Consider the following 18,626-nt stretch of genomic DNA (forward strand, 5'->3'; position numbering starts at 1 on the left):
ATGTAGTCAAGACAGACCCCGGACGTCCCCCCGCCGGGGTTTTTCTTTTGTGGTGCCGAATGACTCTTAGAGGAAGCTACCGAGTTCCTCGAAGTTGGCGTCGACCAGCTTGCCGTCGGCATCGAAGATGATCTGCAGGATCACGTCGGTGTGGGCGCCATACCAGGTTTTCGAGAGCGGGATCTTGCCGAACAGGCAAGGCCCGCCGCGCGGCGGGAGCTGGGCGATGTTCGGGGTGCGATCGAGCAGGGCCTGGCATTCGACAGCACTGTAAACCGACAGTGTGGTGCCGTGGGTGCGCAGGCGGTCGCCGGCTTCGGCAACCGGCATGCCGACGCCGAATTCGGCTTTCAGTGTGGCTGGCAGCGGGCTCGGAGCCGGGGCGCAGGCGGCAAGGGAGAGCAGGGTGAGGCTGCCGAGAAGCCGGCAGAGCAGTGTGGTTCTGGAGGACACGGTTGGCTGGCGTGGATGAAAGGCGAAGTATCCCACGCCCGGCAGGGTGTGTTGCGCTCCCCGGGGCTACAGGGACGACATCTGGCGCAGCTTGCGATACAGGGTGGTGCGGGTGATACCCAGTTCCCGGGCGGCGGCCGAAATGTTGCCGTTGTGGCGGGAGACGGTATCTTCCACCAGGCGGATTTCGGCGGCCCGCAGGCTTTGCGAGGGCGGTAGCGGGGCGGGGGCGTCGGGGTCTTCGAGCAGCTCCTGGGGCAGGTGCTCGGGCGTGAGGGTGTCCTCGTCCGGGCCGAGCATGGCGGTGGCCAGGCGCAGGGCGTTTTTCAGCTGGCGGATGTTGCCCGGCCACGGGTGACGACGGATCAGATCGAGCGTGGAGGCGGACAGGCGCACTGGCCGGTTGGGGGATTCTTCCTGCAGGATGCGGCGTGCCATCGATTCGATGTCGCTGCGCTCGCGCAGGGCCGGCAGCGACAGGCTCATCGCCGACAGGCGGAAGTACAGGTCAGGACGAAAGCCGCCGTTTTCGCACAGGGTCTTGAGGGAGCGGTGGCTGGCACACACCAGGGACAGGTCGATCTCTTCTTCCGGGCCGCCGCCGAGGGGGGTTACCCGCCGTGTTTCGAGGACGCGCAGCAAAACTGCCTGCAGCTTGAGTGGCATGTCGCCGATTTCGTCGAGAAACAGGGTGCCGCCGTTGGCTTCCCGCAGCTTGCCGCGGGCGCCGTCGCCACGCGCACCGGTGTAGGCGCCGGCGCTGTAGCCGAAGAGTTCCGCTTCGATCAGGGTGGCCGGGATGGCGGCACAGTTGATGGCCACGAAGGGCCCTTCACGGCGCGGGCCGCTATGGTGAAAGGCCTGGGCGAAGACTTCCTTGCCGGTGCCGGTTTCCCCCTGGACGAGCAGCGGGATGTCCAGCCCGAGGATGCGGCGGGCGCGTCGCACGGCGTGATTGACGGTCTTGTCGCCGAGATCGAGGTCGTCGAGTGTATGCGGCGCGCGCGGCCGCGGCGTGGGACGCACTTCCTTGGTGCTGGCCGGGCGTACCCGCTGCAGATTGCTGACCAGCACGTGGGCGACAAACTCGCGGCCCCGGTGGCAGCGCAGTTTGGTGGGCCGCACGCTGCTTTGCAGGGCGTGGTCGAGCACGGTGTTCCAGCGCGTCTCGAAGATGTTCCAGAACGGCGGCCGGGTGAGCTGGGTGTCGGCAATGCCGAGGAGGCGTTCGGCGCGTCGGTTGCAGGCCAGCAGGCCGCCGGCCTCGTCGAACACGGCGAGGCCCTCCAGCGGGGAGCCGAGGGCTTCCGGCTGATGATGGAAGCGGATCACCACGGCGGCATCAACCACCGTTTCGATCAGGCGGTTCTCGATGATTTCGGCGGTGGTCTGGAGCAGTGCCTGGGCATGCACCTGGGTCATGCACACGCTGCTGGATACATCGAGGATGCCGAGCACGCCGCCGGTGGGGGCGTGGATGGGCGTGGCGATGCAGGTCAGGAACTTGTTGCGGTCGAGGTAGTGCTCGGCGCCGATGACGGCCACCGGGCGCTGCTCGGCCAGGGCGGTGCCGATGGCGTTGGTGCCCATCACCGCCTCGGACCAGGAATGCCCGGGCTTGAGGGAGATGCGCGCGGCCCGTTCGAGAAAGTCCTGGTCGCCCACCGAGCGGAGGATCACGCCGGAATCGTCGGCCAGCAGGATGGTAGACGACGAACGGGCGATCTGCTGGTGCAGGTGCTCCATGATCGGCTGGGCGTAGGTGACCAGCCGGGCATTGGCTTCGAGGCGGTCCGACAGGCTGGTGCGCTGGTTGCGCGTGTCCGGCAGCGGTTCGTCGGTACGCAGGCCGCTGGCGGCGCAACGTTCCCAGGAGCGCCGAATGGCGTCCAGGGGCAGGGTGATGGCGTGTGGGTCGATGTCTTTCACCGCCTCGAAGCAGCAGGAAACATGCCCGCCGGCTAATGGGCGGCAGAATGCGCTGTCGGTGCCCTGTTTTGGGGATTGAGGCTGAAAAGTCGTGTTTGTCGCGGGTTTTCTGGTGCTTTGCGGGGTGAATTGATGGAGCAGGTGTTCAGGCTGACGTAACGGGATGGAGCAGGTGTGCTGACCCTGAACACGGTCCGGCCCTGGTCCGGTGCCGGGTCGATCTTGCAAGTTGCTGTCTGCAAAGGGTTTTGTTGTGAAGCGAGAAAGTCACCCGGCCCTGCACGGTTTTTGCTGTTTGACGGAGGCAGGGCGATCATTGCGTCGCTCGCGCTGAATTACGTTATTCCATAAGAAGGAGGAGCTCATGAAATTTGTCCAGTTGGTTTGCACTGTCGCGCTGGGGGTTGCCGCCGCTTCCCCGGCCCTGGCTTCGGAAGAGATCATCAAGAAGGCCCGTTGCGTGGCCTGTCATACCGTCGCCGAAAAGCGCGTCGGACCGGCCTACAAGGATGTGGCTGCGAAATACAAGGGGCAGGGCGATGCAGTGGCCGTGCTGAGCGCCAAGGTACGCCATGGCGGTACCGGCACCTGGGGCCAGATCCCGATGCCGCCCAATGGCACCGACAAGATCAGCGATGCGGATCTGAAGGCAGCGATCGAGTGGATTCTGAAGCTCTGAGCGGATAAAAAAAGCTTCTGCCTGAAGTGTTGCAGATGCATGACACACCTGTTCCGTTTTGGAGCAGGTGTGCCTGGTTGACGCAGGGGAAAGTGTGCAGATAGTGACCGCTATCCGCGGTCGACTGATGTTTTAGTGAATGACGACACCCCAGGGAAGCTCCCCGACGGAGATCTCCTTGATCATCTCGAGACGGCTGGTGTCGATGACCGAGACGCTGTTGGAGCGGCCGTTGGCCACGTACAGCTTGCTGCCATCGGGGGTGATGGCCATGTTCCAGGGGCGCTTGCCAACTGGAATGGTGGCTTCGATCTGATTGTCGGTGGTGCGGATGACGCTCACGGTGCCGTCCTTGCCGTTGGAAACATAGGCCCGGCTGCCGTCCGGCGCCATGGTGACGCCGTTTGAAAAGGTGCCGGCCTTGATCTCGGCAATGACCTGGCGCTTGCCCATGTCGATGGCGTACACCGTGCTCACCAGTTCGCAGGCCACGTAGGCGCGGCTGCCATCCGGCGTGAAACCGATGCCCCGCGGGCGTTTGCCGACAGCAATGGAGGCGACCTGCTTGCGGGCCTTCACGTCGATCAGGTCCACCTGTTCGGCTTCTTCCGCGCTGACCAGTAGCCAGCGCCCGTCCGGGCTGAACACCGCGTGCTCCGGGTTTTTGCCCTGCACCTTGATGTCGGCCAGCTGACGCCGTTTGGCGGTATCGATCAGCACCACACTGTTGGATTCCTCGACTGCCGCGGCAATCAGCTTGTGGTCTGCCGACACGCTGACGCCCTCGGGTGATTCGCCGAGGGGAATGCTTTTCACCTGCTTGCCCGAGGCAATATCGACGACGATCAGGCTGCTGGTGGGGGCTTCGCTCACATACAGCTGCTTGCCGTCGGTGGCAATGCCGCGCGGTCGCTGGCCGCCGGGCAGGGTGCCGACCACCATGTCGGTGGCCGTGTCGATCACCGATATGGAGGCCGACTTCTCGTTCGGCACGTAGGCGAACGGTGCCGCGAAAGCGACGCCGGGCAGCATGGCGCAAGCGAGCAGCAGGCGCCGGAAGGTGAAGGCTTTGGCCATGGTTTCAGAGGGTTGGCTGCAGGTAGGTGACGCCGTGGCGGGCGAAGATGGCGGCCACTGTGCCATTGCGCTGGAGTTCCCTGAGCGCGCCGGCAAGGGTCTCGGCAAGGGTGTTTTCCTCGGCCTTGACGGCCATTCCGAGGGGCCAGTTGTTGATCTTCAGTTCCGGCATCTGCACTGCTTCGATGACGAAGCGGGGATCCTTGCCAAGGGCGACCTCGATCTCCGAGCGGGGGCCCATCACGGCGGCGATTTCCCCGGCTTTCATCTTGTCGATGGCACCGGCCACGCTGGTGAAGTGCATCACGTTTTCGCGCAGGCGGCCGTTCAGCACACCGAGCAGGAAGGCGTCGGCCAGGCTGCGGCCTTCCACGCCGATCTTCTCCCGGGTGAAGACTTCCAGCGCGGTGGCGGCCGAGCCGCGGATCGGGCCGATGCGCTGGATGCGCGCCACGGCTATGGTTTCGAGATGGTAGGGCCCGAAGATCTTGACCTTGTCGTTCTTGCCTTGCAGGTAGGAGTCTACCGGCACGTGCATCATCACATCGGAGGGTTGGGCGCCGAGGTAATGGCCTTTCCAGACCATGTTGCGCAGGTCGTCGTCCATGTCCTCGTCAGCGTTGTAGCCGACCACCTGAGTCGCCAGCCCAAGATGCTTGCCGAGGGCTTCTGCAAGCTCCACGTCAATGCCCTTGCCCTGGTTCGAGTAGGGTGCGAAGTTGTTGTAAACCGCGACTCTCAGGCTGCCCTTGCTGCGGATGTCATCAAGGGCGTCGGCACGGGCCGGGAGGCTGGTCGCCAGCGTCGCTGCGCCGGCGGCGAGCAGAAAACGGCGGCGATCAATCTTCACGGACGGTCTCCAGCCAGGCGCGGATGGTCCACATGGCTTCCTGGCTCAGGATGCCTTCGAACGGGGGCATGTAAACACGGCCGTCACGGGTGGCGCCGTGGCGGATGCGCTGCAGGAAGATTTCATCGCCTTCCTGGCCTGCGGGCAGGTAGCGCAGGTCGGGGGCGATGCCGCCGGAAACCGCGCCGAGGCCGTGGCAGCGGGCACAGTTCTGGTTGAAGGCCGAGGAGCCGATACGGATGGCTTCCTTGTCGCCGAGGTACGGGTTCTTGACCAGCCACTCCTTGCCGACCTGCTTCAGCGTGGAGGTATCAACCGCCTGCGGGGTCACGTCGCCGTGGGCGAAAAGGGCGCCGGCAGCCAGAGCGAGGGCGGCGGCAGAGAGGGCGCGGAGGAGGGAGGAGTTGCGAACAGTCACCTGGATCACCTTTGGTCATGATTGGAGTTCGTCGAGCGATCCGCGAGTGGGCGAGTCGCCGTGTTGTGAAGTCCATTCAGCAAGGGGCGTGCCAATTTGGAATGAGCGCTGGCGTGACGATGAACGTCTTTGGTGCATCGGGATTTTCTGGTTTTATTTATGGGTCGATAAACTGGCCTGACAATTGCTGATAGGGAGTCGTGATGGAGCAGTTGTATTGCTGAAATGTGACCCAGCTGCTACATTTTGGAGCACACACTAAAGCCGGCCCCGAAGTCGGCACATAATCCGTATCAACGGAGGAGGCGATCATGCAGGTTCCTTTTAGCGTGGAGGCACGTTCCGTCAGCCTTCAGGAAGCGCGATCCTTGTATTTTGGTCGGGGCGAGCTCCCGGAAGCCCTGCTCGACCAGAACGTATTGCGCTCCTGGGAGCGCTGCCGGCAGGCCGGTCTCGACCCGGCCCGGATCGAGTGTGGCGAGCCCAACGTGCGTGTCGTGGCCGAAGCCCGCGAGCGCAACCGCACGCTCATGTCCCATGCCCAGCCTGTGCTCGAGCATCTCTTCGAGCAAATCCGCAACTCCCACAGCATGGTGATTCTCGCCGACGCCCGCGGAATGGTGCTGCAAAGCTATGGTGACGCCGACTTCCTGAGCCGTGCCGATCAGGTCTCGCTGCACCCCGGCGCCAGTTGGCACGAGTTCGAGCGGGGAACCAACGCAATTGGTACTGCACTTGCCGAGCGCGGCGCCGTTAATGTGTTTGGCTCGGAGCATTTCTTTGAGGGAAATGCCTTTCTCACCTGCAGCGCTTCGCCCATTCAGGATGCGCAGGGGAGGTTGATGGGGGTGCTGGACATTTCCAGTGACTTCCGGGCCTTCCAGCGTCATTCACTTGGTTTGGTCAAGATGTCATCCCGTATCATCGAAAAGCGTCTCTTCGAATCCGAATTCGCCCACCAGGGCCTGTTGAGTTTTCATACCCGTCCCGACCACGTGGGTAGCCTGTGCGAAGCCTTGCTGGCCATCAGCGCCGACGGTGATCTGGTCGGCGCCGACCAGGCCGCCCTCGAACTCCTCGGTCTGCGTCGTGAAGATTTGCCGCGGCGCCACTACAGCATGCTTTTCGATGTCCCCCTCGGCACCCTGATCGACCGCGCCCGCCGCGATCCGTCCTCGCTGATTGCCATTTCCGGTCGTAACGGCGAGCGTTTCTATGCCCGCCTGCGCGGCAACTTCGCATCGATGCCGACGGGTTCGTCGTCGCTGGTCGATACCAAGGGCGAGCGGGTCACCCGGCCAGCGAAGGCCGAGCCGGTGATGACGCCAGCCATGGCGCATGCCAGCATGACCCTCAAGTCCCTGTCCACCGGTGACGAGCGCCTGCAGGCCGCCATCGACAAGGGCACGCGCATCCTTGGTCGTGACATCCCGATCCTCATCCAGGGCGAGTCCGGTGCCGGCAAGGAAATGTTCGCCAAGGCCTTCCACAACAGCGGCCCGCGGGCCCTGGGGCCCTTCGTGGCGCTCAACTGTGCGGCGATTCCGGAAACCCTGATCGAATCCGAACTGTTTGGCTACTCGGGCGGCGCTTTCACTGGCGCGCGCAAGGAAGGTGCCATCGGCAAGATCCAGCAGGCTCATGGCGGCACCCTGTTCCTCGACGAAGTCGGCGACATGCCCCTGTCCCTGCAGGCCCGCCTGCTGCGTGTGCTGCAGGAGCGCTGCGTGACACCGCTGGGCACCAACAAGAGCATTCCGGTGGACATCACGCTGGTCTGTGCGACCCACCGCCGCCTCAAGGAAGAAGTGGCGCGCGGCGGCTTCCGGGAGGATTTGTACTACCGCCTCAATGGCCTGTGCATCAACCTGCCGTCGCTTCGCGAGCGCAGCGACATCGATCGCCTGATCGACAAGCTGCTTCGCGAGGAAGCCGGCCCCGACCGCAAGGTCGAGGTTTCCCACAAGGTCATGCAGGCCTTCCTCAGCTATCGCTGGCCGGGCAACATCCGTCAGCTCAACAATGTCATCCGGGTTGCCATCGCGCTGCTCGACGATGACGAGGACGTCATCGAAACCTGGCATCTGCCCGACGATGTCTTCGAGGAAATCGGCGAGATCACACCCGCTGCCTGTACGGCCTCCGCGATGATGCGTCCGGGTTCCGCTCCAATCATGACCGATGCCCGTAACGCGGCGCCCGCGGCCAGCGCGGCAGCCACCAATTTCGGTCGTCTGGAGGAAATCGAGCGCGACATGATCCAGCGCACCCTCGAAGCCGAAAATGGCAACATTTCCTCTGCGGCCCGGCGGCTGGGCATCAGCCGCAATACGCTGTACCGCAAGCTCGGGCGCTTCTGAGCGGGTGCTCCCGGTGTAAGGCAGAAAGCCCTCTTTGCGAGGGCTTTCTTTTTTATGGGCCGGATTGAGATCCGCCCGGCAGGGGGCCCTTCAGAATGCGCTAAGCCGGCGCGTATGGCTGTTGCGCAGGGTTTCGGAAGGCAGCTCGCCAAACATGGCCTTGTAGTCGGCGGCGAAGTGGGAGAGGTGCCAGAAGCCCCAGCGGGCGGCCACATCGGCGACCGAGTCGTGTTCGCCATCGGCGTGGCGCAGGGCCCGGCGCACGCCGTTCAGGCGCATGGCGCGCAGAAAGCTCACCGGGTTCAGGTTGAGCACATCCTGGAAGCTGTACTGCAGGGTGCGCCGTGACACATTGAGTTCGGCGCACAGGTCGGCGACGGTGATCGGCTCGTCGATGTGCGTGCGCATGTATTCGCGGGCCCGTTCGACGATCTGCCGGCGGGTCTGGCTGGTCGAGGCGGGGCGGGCGATGTCGGTCTCGTTGCCGATTGCGGCTAAAAGGCTGCCGTAGATGGCCTGCTCGAGTGCTTTCCTCATCGCCGCATGTTCGAGCATTTGCGGCGTGGTCCTGACCGTGTTGAGCATGGTCAGCAGGAAGGCGCGCAGCTCGGCGGCTTTTTCCGGCGCGCCGTGGACAATCCGCTGCTTGCCGATTTCGGCTTGGATGTCGCGGTTCTCGACGCGCCGGGCGTAGTCGACGAAGGCCGCCGTGTCGGCCGTGACGCCGAGGATGTCGAGTTGCCGTGGTGTGCGGAAATCAAGCTGTTCGCCGCCTTGCAGCGTGAGGATCGAATCCCGGTTGAAAACTTCTCCGCAATACCATCCTTCGCCCTCGGCTTCTACCGGAATACCGAAGGTTGTCGAGCCTTCCCAGGCCTGTCCGGCCTCATGGACGATCTGGTTGGTGCGCTCGCGAAAGACCTGCACGTTGCCGAACCAGGCTTCCTCCACCCCCCCGCTGAAGCGTCCGGCCGAAAGCTGCTCGTAGCGCTGTTTCCAGTGCTGCAGGCAGCGTGCGTGATCGTAGGCATCGTCGGTTGTCGCTACGGTGAACGAGCAATGCGCGTCCACCGTCTCGCCCGCCGACAGGGCTGCAGGGTTCATGGGTTTTATCTTTCGTGGGGTGTTCGCGGACCTATCGTCCGGCTCTCCATTTTTAAAGTAATCCTAATTCCCGATTCTTCGCAAGTCCCTTTGGCGTTCTATTGTGCGTTGCACAAAAATGGTGCGGTGCACACAGAAATCCCCTTTTTGGACAGGCACTTGCACCAACTTGGCATTGCCAATCTCGGATAACGGAATTCTCCGCTCCGCGATCAGTATCCGTTCAACCGCAAGCCGGACTGTTCCGGTCGGCCAGCGGGAGACCCCGGTTCGACAACGTACCGGGGGACAACGGACAGGTGCCCCGGCAGAGAGACTGACCGGACCGGGCACCGCGCCAACAAGGAGGAAAACGTGCTTCGAAAAGCCTTTGCAGGGAGCCTGCTGACGACGGCGCTGACACTGGGCATGAGTGCCGGTGCGCTGGCCGAGCTGGCTCCCGAATCCATCACGACGGGCCAGCTCCCGCCGCCCCATCCCTACCGCATCTACCTGTCGGACGTGGCCATCGGCCACATCGTCGATGGCCGCCTGCACGTCATCGACGGCAAGCGGCTGAGCTACGAGGGCATCGTCGCCACCGGCTACACCGGCCAGGTGACCCTGTCGGCCGATCGCAAGGAAATCTTCGTGGCGACCACCTACTACTCGCGTCTGAGCCACGGGGTGCGTACCGATGTGGTCGATGTGCATGACGCGCAGACCCTGAAGAAGACCGGCGAGATCGAGATCCCGCCGCGGCATGCCCAGTCCCTCAACTACAAGGGCACCATCCGGGCCTCGGCCGACGGGCGCTGGCTGTTTGTGCAGTACGCCACGCCGGCCACCTCGGTGGGCATCATCGACCTGCAGACCCGCAAGGCGGTGGCCGAAGTGGCGACCCCGGGCTGCTGGAGCATTCTGCCGGCGGCCTCCGTGGGGGGGCGCTTCTCGACGATCTGTGGTGACGGCACGCTGCTGACGGTCAGCCTAGACGACAAGGGGCAGGTCGCCACCCAGAAGCGCAGCGCCAAGTTCTTCGATGCCGACAAGGACCCGATCTTCATTCACGGCGAGCAGGACGGCGATACCTACCGCTTCGTGTCCTTTCATGGCGATGTGTATGCCGCACGGGTGGGCGGTGCGGTGGCGGGCTTTGAGCCGGCCTGGTCGATTCTCAATGCCGCTGACCGCAAGCAGGGCTGGCGTCCGGGGGGGTACCAGCTGATCGCCCAGCACAACGCCAGCGGCCGGCTCTACGTCGGCATGCACGACAAGGGCATGGAAGGCAGCCACAAGACGCCAGCCAAGGAGATCTGGACCATCGATCTGGCCGCCCAAAAGCGCGTCGCCCGCACCCCCGGCACCAACGCCATCGCGCTGGCGGTCAGCCAGGGCGAGGGGGCCAGGCTGTTTGCCTATGACGGTGTGAAGGCGGCTATCGCGGCCTTCGATGTCGGCAGCAAGCTGAGTCTTGCCGGGCGCCTGGAGCACGTTGGCGAGACGCCCACCCAGATGGAGCTGCACTGATGGAAGCCCTGACCCTCGACCCGGTGCTGGCCCGCGTCTGCGGCGCGGCCTTGGCGGTGGTGCTGCTCAGCGGTGCCTGGCAAAAGCTGCGTGACCTGGCGGTCTTCGAGGCCTCGGTCGACATCTACCGGCTGCTACCCGAAGCGCTGGTACCGCTGTTTGCCCGGGCCTTCCCGCTGTTCGAGGCGCTGGCCGGTGCGGCCTTGCTCTTCGACGCGACCCGCAGCGCTGGTCTGGTGCTGTCCCTGGCCGTGCTCGGCGTTGCCACTGCCGGCGTCATCGCCAACCTGCTGCGCGGCCACACCGAAATCGACTGCGGCTGTGGCGGAGCGGAAGGCCACACGACGCTCTCCTGGGCCTTGCCGGCCCGCAATACCGTGCTCCTGATCGCTGCCGTGCTGGGCGGGCAGGACGGCGGCAGCCGTGACCTGATGTGGATCGACTACCTGTCGGTCGCCGGCGGAACGCTGGCCCTGCTGGGCCTCTACGCCGCCGCCAACCAACTGATGGCCAATCACCCCCGACTGATTCAACTGAGGAACTGATCATGAACGAAGCCCTGATGATTTCGAATGTACTGCTGTGGGTTGCCGTGCTGGCCGCGCTGGTCGGGCTGTTTGCCCTGGCCCGCCAGATCGGCGTGCTCTACGAGCGTGTTGCCCCGATGGGCGCGTTGATGATGGATACCGGCCCCAAGGTGGGCGAGGCCTCGCCGGTGTTTGATCTGCCCGACCTGATCGGCAGCAGCCGTGTCTCGATCGGCCGCCCGGGTGAAAAGAGCACGCTGCTGTTCTTCCTGTCGCCGACCTGCCCGGTGTGCAAGAAGCTGCTGCCCATCCTCCGCTCGGTAAATAACACCGAAAAGGACTGGCTGCGCGTGGTGCTCACCTCAGACGGCGAGCAGCCCGAGCACCTGGCCTTCTACGAGAAAGCCGATCTGAAGGAATTCCCCTACGTGCTGTCCAGCGAGCCGGGCATCGCCTACCGGGTCGCCAAGCTGCCCTATGCCGTGCTGCTCAACGAGCACGGTCGCGTCGTTGCCAAGGGCCTGGTCAATTCCCGCGAACAGCTCGAAAGCCTCTTCACCGCCAAGGAGCTGGGTGTGGCCTCGGTGCAGGAATTCATCGACCACCAGCACGCCTGAGCGCCCCCGAACCCAAGGAGAGAAACCATGAAATGGCTGGATGATTTATTCGAGCGCAAGACCCGCACGGTGGCGCAGCACAGCTCCCGCCGCGGCGCGCTGATCCGTATCGGCAAGCTGATGGTCGGCACCGCCTTCGTGCTGCCCGTGCTGCCCTTCGACCGTACCGCCCAGGCGGCGGCCGGCGCGGCCCGCAAGGCTGCCAATGCCAAGCCCGGCGAGACCGACTGCGAATACTGGCGCTACTGTGCCCAGGACGGTTACCTGTGCTCGTGCTGCGGCGGCAGCGCCAACACCTGCCCGCCGGGCACCGAGGCTTCCAAAGTGGCGTGGATCGGCACCTGTCGCAATCCGGACGACGGCAAGGATTACCTGATCAGCTACAACGACTGCTGCGGCAAGACTGCCTGCGGACGCTGCCTGTGCAACACCAACGAGCGTGAGCGACCGGCCTACCGGATGGGCGTGCATAACGACATCAACTGGTGCATGGCCAACGACTCGACGATGTTCCACTGCACGCTGGCCGCCGTGGTTGGCGTCGCCGACGGGCAGGGCTGAGGCCGATCATGCGCACGCTGCTTGCAAGCCTCCTGTGTGCCCTGGCCCTGCCGGCGCTGGCTGCCGACGGAGCCGCGCTCTTTGCGGCGAACTGTGCGGTGTGCCATCAGCCGGGCGGGGTCGGCCTGCCCGGCATGGCACCGCCGCTGGCCGGCACCCTCGGTGAACGTCTCCAGGTGGCCGGCCGGGGCTACCTGCCGCGGGTCGTCACCCACGGCATGACCGGCCTGATCACCGTCCAGGGTCAGCGCTACACCGGCTCCATGCCGCCCTTCGCCGCCCAGTTGCCCGACGAGGCGCTGGCGGCGGTTCTCAACCATATCCTCGACAGCTTCAACGCCGGCACGCTGCCGGACGGGCACCAGGCTTACAGCACCGCCGAGCTGGCCGAGGCGCGCGCCGACAAGCTCGCTCCTCACGAGGTACGCAAGCTGCGTGACGGCGCCATGCGCAAGGGGAGCGGGTCATGAAGCCGCTCCGGTTGGCGCTGGTGGCCGGCGCGCTGCTGCTGTCGGGGGCGGCGCTGGCCGATGGCGACCGTTCGGCGCGCCTGCAATACATCCTGCACTGCACCGGCTGCCACCAGGCCGACGGCAGCGGGGCGCCGGATTCTGGGGTGCCCAGCGTGCGTGACCAGCTCGGCCATTTTCTCAAGGTGCCGGACGGGCGCGCCTTTCTCGTCAAGGTGCCGGGGAGTTCCAACTCGGCCCTTTCCAATGCCGATATCGGCCGCCTGCTCAACTGGATGCTGCGCAGCTTCTCGGCCTCCACCTTGCCGGCGGACTTTGCCCCGTACACCGAAAGCGAGGTGGCTGCCCTGCGCGCCGCCCCGCTGGACGACGTGGCCGCTGCACGGGCCGGGGTCGTGACACGGCTGGCGGAGCAGGGCATCACCATTCGCTAGCCATCGATTCAAATCTTCGACAGGGAGTCACATCATGAAAACAAACGCACATCACCCGCTCCGGCCGAAAGCCCTGGGCTGCGCCCTGGCTCTGGCCTTCACGATGTCGGCGCAAGCGGCCGTCAGCGAACAGGACGCCGCCCGGCTCGGCAAGGACCTGACCCCCATCGGCGCCGAGAAGGCGGCCAGCAAGGACGGCATCGTGCCCGCCTGGGACGGCGGCATGAGCAAGGTGCCGGCCGGCTGGAAACCCGGCCGCCTCGACCCCTTCAAGGATGACAAGCCCCTGTATTCCGTCGATGCCGCCAACGTGGACAAGTACCAGGACAAGCTGCCCCCCGGGCAGGTGGCGCTGATCAAGACCTACAAGGGTTACCGCGTCGACGTCTATCCGACGCGCCGCAGCTGTCCGGTGCCCGATCTGGTCGCCGAACGCACGAAGAAGAACGCCACCTTCGCCAAGATCGGCGAGGACGGCTGGCGGCTGGAGCAGGCCTACGGTGCCGGCACGCCGTTCCCGATCCCGAAGACCGGCATCGAGGTGATGTGGAACTACAAGACCCGTTACACCGGCCTCGGCCGCCGGGCGCAGATTTCGGCACTGATGCCCGACAAGGACGGCTCCCTCGTCGAGACCAAGCAGTGGTCCTTCGAGATGTACCCCTTCAACGATCCGAAAACTGCCACCCTGAAGGATCTGGAGGGTATCGACTCCAAGCTGCTCTTTGACGTGCAGAGCCCGGCTTCCCGTGCCGGCGAGGGCTACCTGATCCACGCCTACCTGGACAAGCCCCAGGACGCCTGGATCTATTTCCCTGGTCAGCGCCGCGTACGCCGCTCGCCCACCTTCGCCTACGACAATCCCATCGCCGGCTTCGACAACCTGTACTTCGTCGATCAGATCAACATGTTCACCGGCGCCCCCGACCGCTACGACTTCAAGCTGCTGGGCAAGAAGGAGGTGATCGTCCCCTACAACTCCTACAAGCTCATCGACAAGAAGAACAAGTTCAAGGACATGCTCGGCCCCGAGTACGTCAAGCGCGAATTCCAGCGCTACGAAACCCACCGTGTGTGGGTCGTCGAGGGCACCGTGAAGGGCGACAAGCGCCACAGTTTCGTGAAGCGCGTGTTCTTCATCGACGAGGATTCCTGGGCCCTGCTGCACGTGGATATGTATGACGCCAAGGGCAACCTGTGGCGTGTGCAGGAAGGCAGCCTGTGGGCGGCGCCCGACGTGGGGGCGTGCATGTCCTACGAGTACCAGACCTACGACCTCGTTGCCCGTCGCTACGTAACCGACAACTGGACTGCCGAGGGCGAGGTGCTTGACCTGACCGCCGGCAAGGAAGGCCGCGTCAACGCCGCCACCTTCAGCCAGGACGAACTGCGTCGCCGCGGCGAACGCTGATCCAGCCCACGCTTTTCAGGAGATTCCCATCATGAAGAAACAGGCGATCACGCATCGCCGGGCCGGGCTTCGCCTGGCGCCGGTGACCCTCGCGGTGGCGGCAGTCCTGGCCGGCTGGTCACTGCCTTCCCAGGCAGTGCGCTTCGGTAGCGAAGAGGGGCTGTCGGGCAGTATTGATTCGGTGATGTCCTTCGGCCTCATGCAGCGCATGTCGTCCGCCGATTGCCGGACCATCGGCAAGGACAGCGGCGGCTGCAACAACGGCACCAGCAACACCCTGCAGGCCCGCCAGGGTGCCAACGGCTATGCAAACGCCGACTTCAACTACACCAACTTCGACGACGGCAACCTGAACTACAAGAAGGGCGACATCGTGTCGGCGGTGCTCAAGGGCACCCACGACCTGTCCCTCAAGGCGCCCGACGGCTGGAGCGCCCTTGGCCGGGTGTACTGGTTCCACGATTTCCGGGCCGACCAGACCCGCCGCACCGACATCACCGAATCGTCGGCCACCGCCAAGGCGACGCTGCTGGATGCCTGGATCGCCAAGGAATTCCGCTACGGCGAGCAGCGCGGCAAGCTCAAGGTCGGCAACCAGGTGATCTCCTGGGGGGAGGACATTTTCATCCTCGGCGGGGTGAACCAGATCAATGCCCTCGACCTGCAGAAGTTCCACGTGCCCGGCACCCAGATCAAGGAGATCTTTGTGCCTGCGCCGATGGCCTCGTGGTCGGGCGGCATTACCGACAAGCTGGGGGTCGAGGCCTACTACCAGTTCGCCTGGAACAGCTTCAAGTTCGACCCGGCCGGCACTTTCTTCTCGACGGCCGACATCCTCGGGCAGGGCAACCGGCCGGCCTACCTGCCCACCTCGGTGTGCAATGACTTCGGCCTGCCGCTGCCCTGCGGCGACCGCTCCGGCCTGAGTGACCGGCAGATGATCGCCAACGGCACCGCGCTGCCTTACCTGGGCCAGCGCAAGCCCAAGAGCGGTGGCCAGTACGGGGTGAACTTCCGCTACAACGCCGAGGAGATCGACACCGAGTTTGCCTTCACCTACCAGCGCTACCACGACAAGCTGCCCTTCCTGGGCTTCACCGGCACCAACACCGGCGCGGTGACCGGCTACTTCCTGGCCTACGGCGAGGACAAGGACTTGTTCGCCGTGTCCGGCAACACCAAGGTCGGCGACGTGGCGGTGGGCATGGAGTTGTCGTACCGGCCGCGGGACAGCGTCGGTATCGACCCGACAGTGCCTTTCGGTTCGATCTTCGGCGGCGCCTTCAACAAGAACAGCGTGTATGACACGGGGGCGCACCCGGGCTATGTGGAAGAGAAGAAGTGGCAGTACCACGTCACCGGCTTCTACACCTTCTCACGCAACGATCCCCTCGGCGGACTGGCGACGGCACTGGGGGCGACTGACGGCTTCATTCTCGCTGAAGCTGCCGTGGCCCACTACCCGGGGCTGGACGGTTCCGGCAACACGCCGTACTTCCTCCCCAACTATGGCCTGCCCAACAAGACCTCGTGGGGCTATGTCACCGAGATCGGCATCAACTACCCGAACGTCGCCGGCAGCGGCATCACCCTCACGCCGCAGATCGACTTCGCCCACGACGTGAAGGGCACCAGCCCCAACGCCATTCCCTTCGTGGAAGGGCGCAAGGCGGTTACCGCTTCCGTGTTTGCCAACTACCGGGACCGCTGGAAAGGCGCCCTGCAGTACGTGAATTTTTCCGGCGGTGGCGCCAACAACCTGATGCGCGACCGGGACTTCCTGGCCGCCAGCGTCTCCTACTCGTTCTGACCGCAGGCCCGGGTGCCTGCGGGCGCCCGGCACACACAGGAATTCCAACATGATCGAGAAACTGGTCATCGGCCTGCAGCGCTTCTTCTTCGGGCACCGGCTGCTGACCCTGGGCGTGCTGCTGGCTTTCACCGCCCTGATGGGGGTGTTCGCCGCGCAGCTCAGGATGTCGGCCGGCTTCGACAAGCAACTGCCGCAGGACCACGAATACGTCCAGACCTTCAACCAGTACCGGGACGTCCTCTTCGGCGCCAATCGCATCATCGTGGTGGTGGAGGCGAAGAAGGGTGACATCTGGAACGAGAAGGCCCTCACCAAGCTGTACGACGTCACCCAGGCGCTGTTCTTCATGCCCGGGGTGGACCGCCGCACGGTGACGTCCCTGTGGACGCCCAATACCCGCGCCGTGCAGATCACCGAGGAAGGCATGAAGGCCGAGGACGTGATCGGCGGTGACGTGACGGTGAAGTCCCTGACCCCCGACAACATCTCGGGCATTCGCGAACGGACGGTGATCGGCGGCTTCATCGGCAGCCTGGTGGCCAACGACGGTTCCGGGGCGATGGTGGTGGCCGAACTGGCCGACCCCGATCCGGCTACCGGAAAGCGTCTCGATTACTTCGACTTCAGCAAGAAGCTGGAGGCCGAGGTGCGGGACAAGTTCGCCGATGCCGACACCAACATCCGCATCATCGGCTTCGCCAAGCAGATGGGCGACATCTCGGAAGGCGCCACCAGCGTCGTCGAGTTCTTTGCCCTGGCTTTCCTGCTTACCGCCGGCGCGGTGTACTGGTACACCCGCTCGTGGGTGCTCACCTTCCTGCCGCTGGCCAGCTCGCTGGTGTCGGTGGTGTGGCAGTTCGGCACCATCACGCTGCTGGGTTTCGGGCTGGATCCGCTGGCGGTGCTGGTGCCCTTCCTGGTGTTTGCCATCGGCGTGTCCCACGGCATCCAGCAAGTCAATTACATCGCCAAGGAAGTCATCAACGGCGCCGACGGCTTTACCGCCGCCACGCGCAGCTTCACCGGCCTGCTGGTGCCCGGCACGCTGGCCCTGATCACCGCCTTCGTCGGTTTTGCGACGCTGGTGCTGGTGCCGATCCCGATGATCCGCGAGCTGGCCATCACGGCGTCGGTGGGCGTCGCCTACAAAATTGTCACCAACCTGATCATGCTGCCGGTGCTGGCCAGCTTCTTCAGTTTCGACGCGGCCTTTGTGGCCCGGGCCGGCAAGGTGGAGGCCATGCGCAACCGCCTGATGGCCAACCTGGGCGTGCATATCGCCAACCCGCGCAACGCCCTGATCGGCACGCTGGCCTGCCTGGTTCTGCTGGTGGTGGCGGTGTGGCAAAGCCAGGGGCGTCACGTCGGCCACGTGCTGCCCGGTGCGCCGGAGCTGCACAACGACTCCCGCTACAACAAGGACGTGGAAGCCGTGGTGAGCCGCTTCGGGCTGGGCCTCGACATGCTCACGGTGGTCGTCGAGACCCCCAAGGACGGCTGCTACCAGCACGAGGTGATGGCCTACGTGGATCGCCTGACCTGGAACCTGAGCAATGTGCCCGGCGTGCTGTCGGCCCAGTCATTGCCCACGCTCACCAAGCTGGCGGCATCCGGCGTCAATGAAGGCAACCCCAAGTGGGCCTCGCTGCCCCAGGAGGAGCTGACCCTCGGCGAGGCGGTACGTCAGGTGCCCGAAGGCCTGCGCCTCTACAACGCCGAGTGCACTTTGTTGCCGGTCAATCTCTACCTGGCCGACCACAAGGCCAGCACCATCAAGGAAGTGGTGGCGGCGGTGAAAAGCTATCGGGAGGCCAACCCCTTCCCGGGCGTGACGGTGCGTCTGGCCAGCGGCAACGCCGGCGTGCAGGCCGCCACCAACGAGGTGGTCGAGCATTCCGAGCTGCCGATGATGCTCTACGTGTACGCCACGATCCTGGTGCTGGTGTTCCTGGTGTATCGCGACTGGCGCGCCATGATCGCCTGCTGCGTGCCCCTCACCCTGGCCACCTTCCTCGGCTACTGGTTCATGAAGTCGCTGGATATCGGCCTGACCGTGGCGACCCTGCCGGTGATGGTGCTGGCGGTGGGGATCGGCGTGGATTACGCCTTCTACATCTACAACCGCCTGCAGATGCACCTTTCCCACGGCGAGGACATCGTCACCGCCTTCAAGCAGGCCCTGCGCGAGGTGGGTGTGGCGACGGTGTTCACCGCCGTGACCCTGTCCATCGGCGTGGCCACCTGGTCCTTCTCGGCCCTCAAGTTCCAGGCCGACATGGGGATGCTGCTGACCTTCATGTTCATGGTGAACATGATCATGGCCATCACCCTGCTGCCGGCCCTGGCCGTGATGATCGACGTTCTGGTTCCCCGGCGCGGCCCCGTGCGTGCGCCGCTGATGATGCACTGATGGA

General features: G+C 64.7%; 17 protein-coding genes. 11 read left to right on the plus strand and 6 right to left on the minus strand.

The annotated features are described in order from the left end of the window. Positions 1 to 66 precede the first annotated feature (66 nt). On the minus strand, positions 67 to 453 hold the full coding sequence (locus ETQ85_RS15280; protein WP_148579935.1) for a hypothetical protein: 387 nt from the start codon (positions 451 to 453) through the stop codon (positions 67 to 69). Between the two features lie 66 nt (positions 454 to 519). Continuing rightward, complete coding sequence (locus tag ETQ85_RS15285; RefSeq protein WP_148579936.1) at positions 520 to 2,382, minus strand: sigma-54-dependent Fis family transcriptional regulator; 1,863 nt, start codon at positions 2,380 to 2,382, stop codon at positions 520 to 522. 364 nt (positions 2,383 to 2,746) lie between these two features. Here ETQ85_RS15285 and ETQ85_RS15290 point away from each other — a divergent pair, with 364 nt between their 5' ends. Further along, positions 2,747 to 3,061, plus strand: a complete 315-nt coding sequence (locus ETQ85_RS15290) for a c-type cytochrome (RefSeq protein ID WP_148579937.1) — start codon at positions 2,747 to 2,749, stop codon at positions 3,059 to 3,061. 132 nt (positions 3,062 to 3,193) lie between these two features. Here the strand turns inward: ETQ85_RS15290 and ETQ85_RS15295 are convergent, their stop codons facing one another. The 3 genes from ETQ85_RS15295 to pedF are packed head-to-tail and all read right to left on the minus strand — an operon-like array spanning position 3,194 to position 5,406. After that, positions 3,194 to 4,138 (minus strand): beta-propeller fold lactonase family protein, encoded by a 945-nt coding sequence (locus ETQ85_RS15295; protein WP_222862187.1) that lies wholly within the window; start codon positions 4,136 to 4,138, stop codon positions 3,194 to 3,196. Positions 4,139 to 4,142: 4 nt separating this feature from the next. Next, entirely contained in the window at positions 4,143 to 4,988 is an 846-nt protein-coding gene (locus ETQ85_RS15300) for a transporter substrate-binding domain-containing protein (RefSeq protein WP_148579938.1), read from the minus strand. After that, positions 4,978 to 5,406 (minus strand): cytochrome c-550 PedF, encoded by a 429-nt coding sequence (gene pedF / locus ETQ85_RS15305; protein ID WP_407058376.1) that lies wholly within the window; start codon positions 5,404 to 5,406, stop codon positions 4,978 to 4,980. The genes ETQ85_RS15300 and pedF overlap by 11 nt, the downstream gene beginning before the upstream one ends. A gap of 311 nt (positions 5,407 to 5,717) precedes the next feature. On the opposite strand from pedF, the gene ETQ85_RS15310 reads away from it, so the two are divergent. After that, entirely contained in the window at positions 5,718 to 7,766 is a 2,049-nt protein-coding gene (locus ETQ85_RS15310; protein ID WP_148579940.1) for a sigma-54-dependent Fis family transcriptional regulator, read from the plus strand. Between the two features lie 90 nt (positions 7,767 to 7,856). On the opposite strand, the gene ETQ85_RS15315 is transcribed toward ETQ85_RS15310, so the two are convergent. Next, a complete protein-coding gene (locus tag ETQ85_RS15315) occupies positions 7,857 to 8,870 on the minus strand; it encodes a helix-turn-helix domain-containing protein (RefSeq protein WP_148579941.1) in 1,014 nt (337 codons plus the stop codon). 354 nt (positions 8,871 to 9,224) lie between these two features. Here ETQ85_RS15315 and ETQ85_RS15320 point away from each other — a divergent pair, with 354 nt between their 5' ends. Genes ETQ85_RS15320 through ETQ85_RS15360 form a run of 9 tightly spaced genes read left to right on the plus strand, consistent with a single transcriptional unit; the run spans position 9,225 to position 18,622 of the window. Beyond that, the gene (locus ETQ85_RS15320; protein ID WP_246128781.1) at positions 9,225 to 10,379 is read left to right on the plus strand and encodes an amine dehydrogenase large subunit; all 1,155 of its coding nucleotides are present in this window, start codon (positions 9,225 to 9,227) and stop codon (positions 10,377 to 10,379) included. Further along, a complete protein-coding gene (locus tag ETQ85_RS15325; protein WP_148579942.1) occupies positions 10,379 to 10,924 on the plus strand; it encodes a MauE/DoxX family redox-associated membrane protein in 546 nt (181 codons plus the stop codon). The genes ETQ85_RS15320 and ETQ85_RS15325 overlap by 1 nt, the downstream gene beginning before the upstream one ends. Positions 10,925 to 10,926: 2 nt before the next feature. After that, a complete protein-coding gene (gene mauD, locus ETQ85_RS15330; RefSeq protein WP_148579943.1) occupies positions 10,927 to 11,523 on the plus strand; it encodes a methylamine dehydrogenase accessory protein MauD in 597 nt (198 codons plus the stop codon). A 27-nt stretch (positions 11,524 to 11,550) separates the two neighbouring features. Beyond that, complete coding sequence (locus ETQ85_RS15335) at positions 11,551 to 12,084, plus strand: methylamine dehydrogenase light chain (RefSeq protein WP_148579944.1); 534 nt, start codon at positions 11,551 to 11,553, stop codon at positions 12,082 to 12,084. Positions 12,085 to 12,092: 8 nt separating this feature from the next. Then, entirely contained in the window at positions 12,093 to 12,554 is a 462-nt protein-coding gene (locus ETQ85_RS15340) for a c-type cytochrome (protein WP_148579945.1), read from the plus strand. Next, complete coding sequence (locus tag ETQ85_RS15345; RefSeq protein WP_148579946.1) at positions 12,551 to 12,988, plus strand: c-type cytochrome; 438 nt, start codon at positions 12,551 to 12,553, stop codon at positions 12,986 to 12,988. Before ETQ85_RS15340 ends, ETQ85_RS15345 begins: the two co-directional genes overlap by 4 nt. A 34-nt stretch (positions 12,989 to 13,022) precedes the next feature. Continuing rightward, positions 13,023 to 14,399: a DUF1329 domain-containing protein gene (locus tag ETQ85_RS15350; RefSeq protein ID WP_148579947.1), complete on the plus strand. Its 1,377-nt coding sequence runs from the start codon at positions 13,023 to 13,025 to the stop codon at positions 14,397 to 14,399. A gap of 31 nt (positions 14,400 to 14,430) precedes the next feature. After that, positions 14,431 to 16,209, plus strand: coding sequence for a DUF1302 domain-containing protein (locus ETQ85_RS15355; RefSeq protein ID WP_148579948.1), 1,779 nt, complete (start codon positions 14,431 to 14,433; stop codon positions 16,207 to 16,209). Positions 16,210 to 16,258: 49 nt separating this feature from the next. Next, the gene (locus ETQ85_RS15360; protein WP_148579949.1) at positions 16,259 to 18,622 is read left to right on the plus strand and encodes an efflux RND transporter permease subunit; all 2,364 of its coding nucleotides are present in this window, start codon (positions 16,259 to 16,261) and stop codon (positions 18,620 to 18,622) included. Positions 18,623 to 18,626: the final 4 nt, after the last annotated feature.

Origin of the sequence: Zoogloea oleivorans (assembly GCF_008107625.1) — a bacterium.
GTDB classification, from domain to species: domain Bacteria; phylum Pseudomonadota; class Gammaproteobacteria; order Burkholderiales; family Rhodocyclaceae; genus Zoogloea; species Zoogloea oleivorans.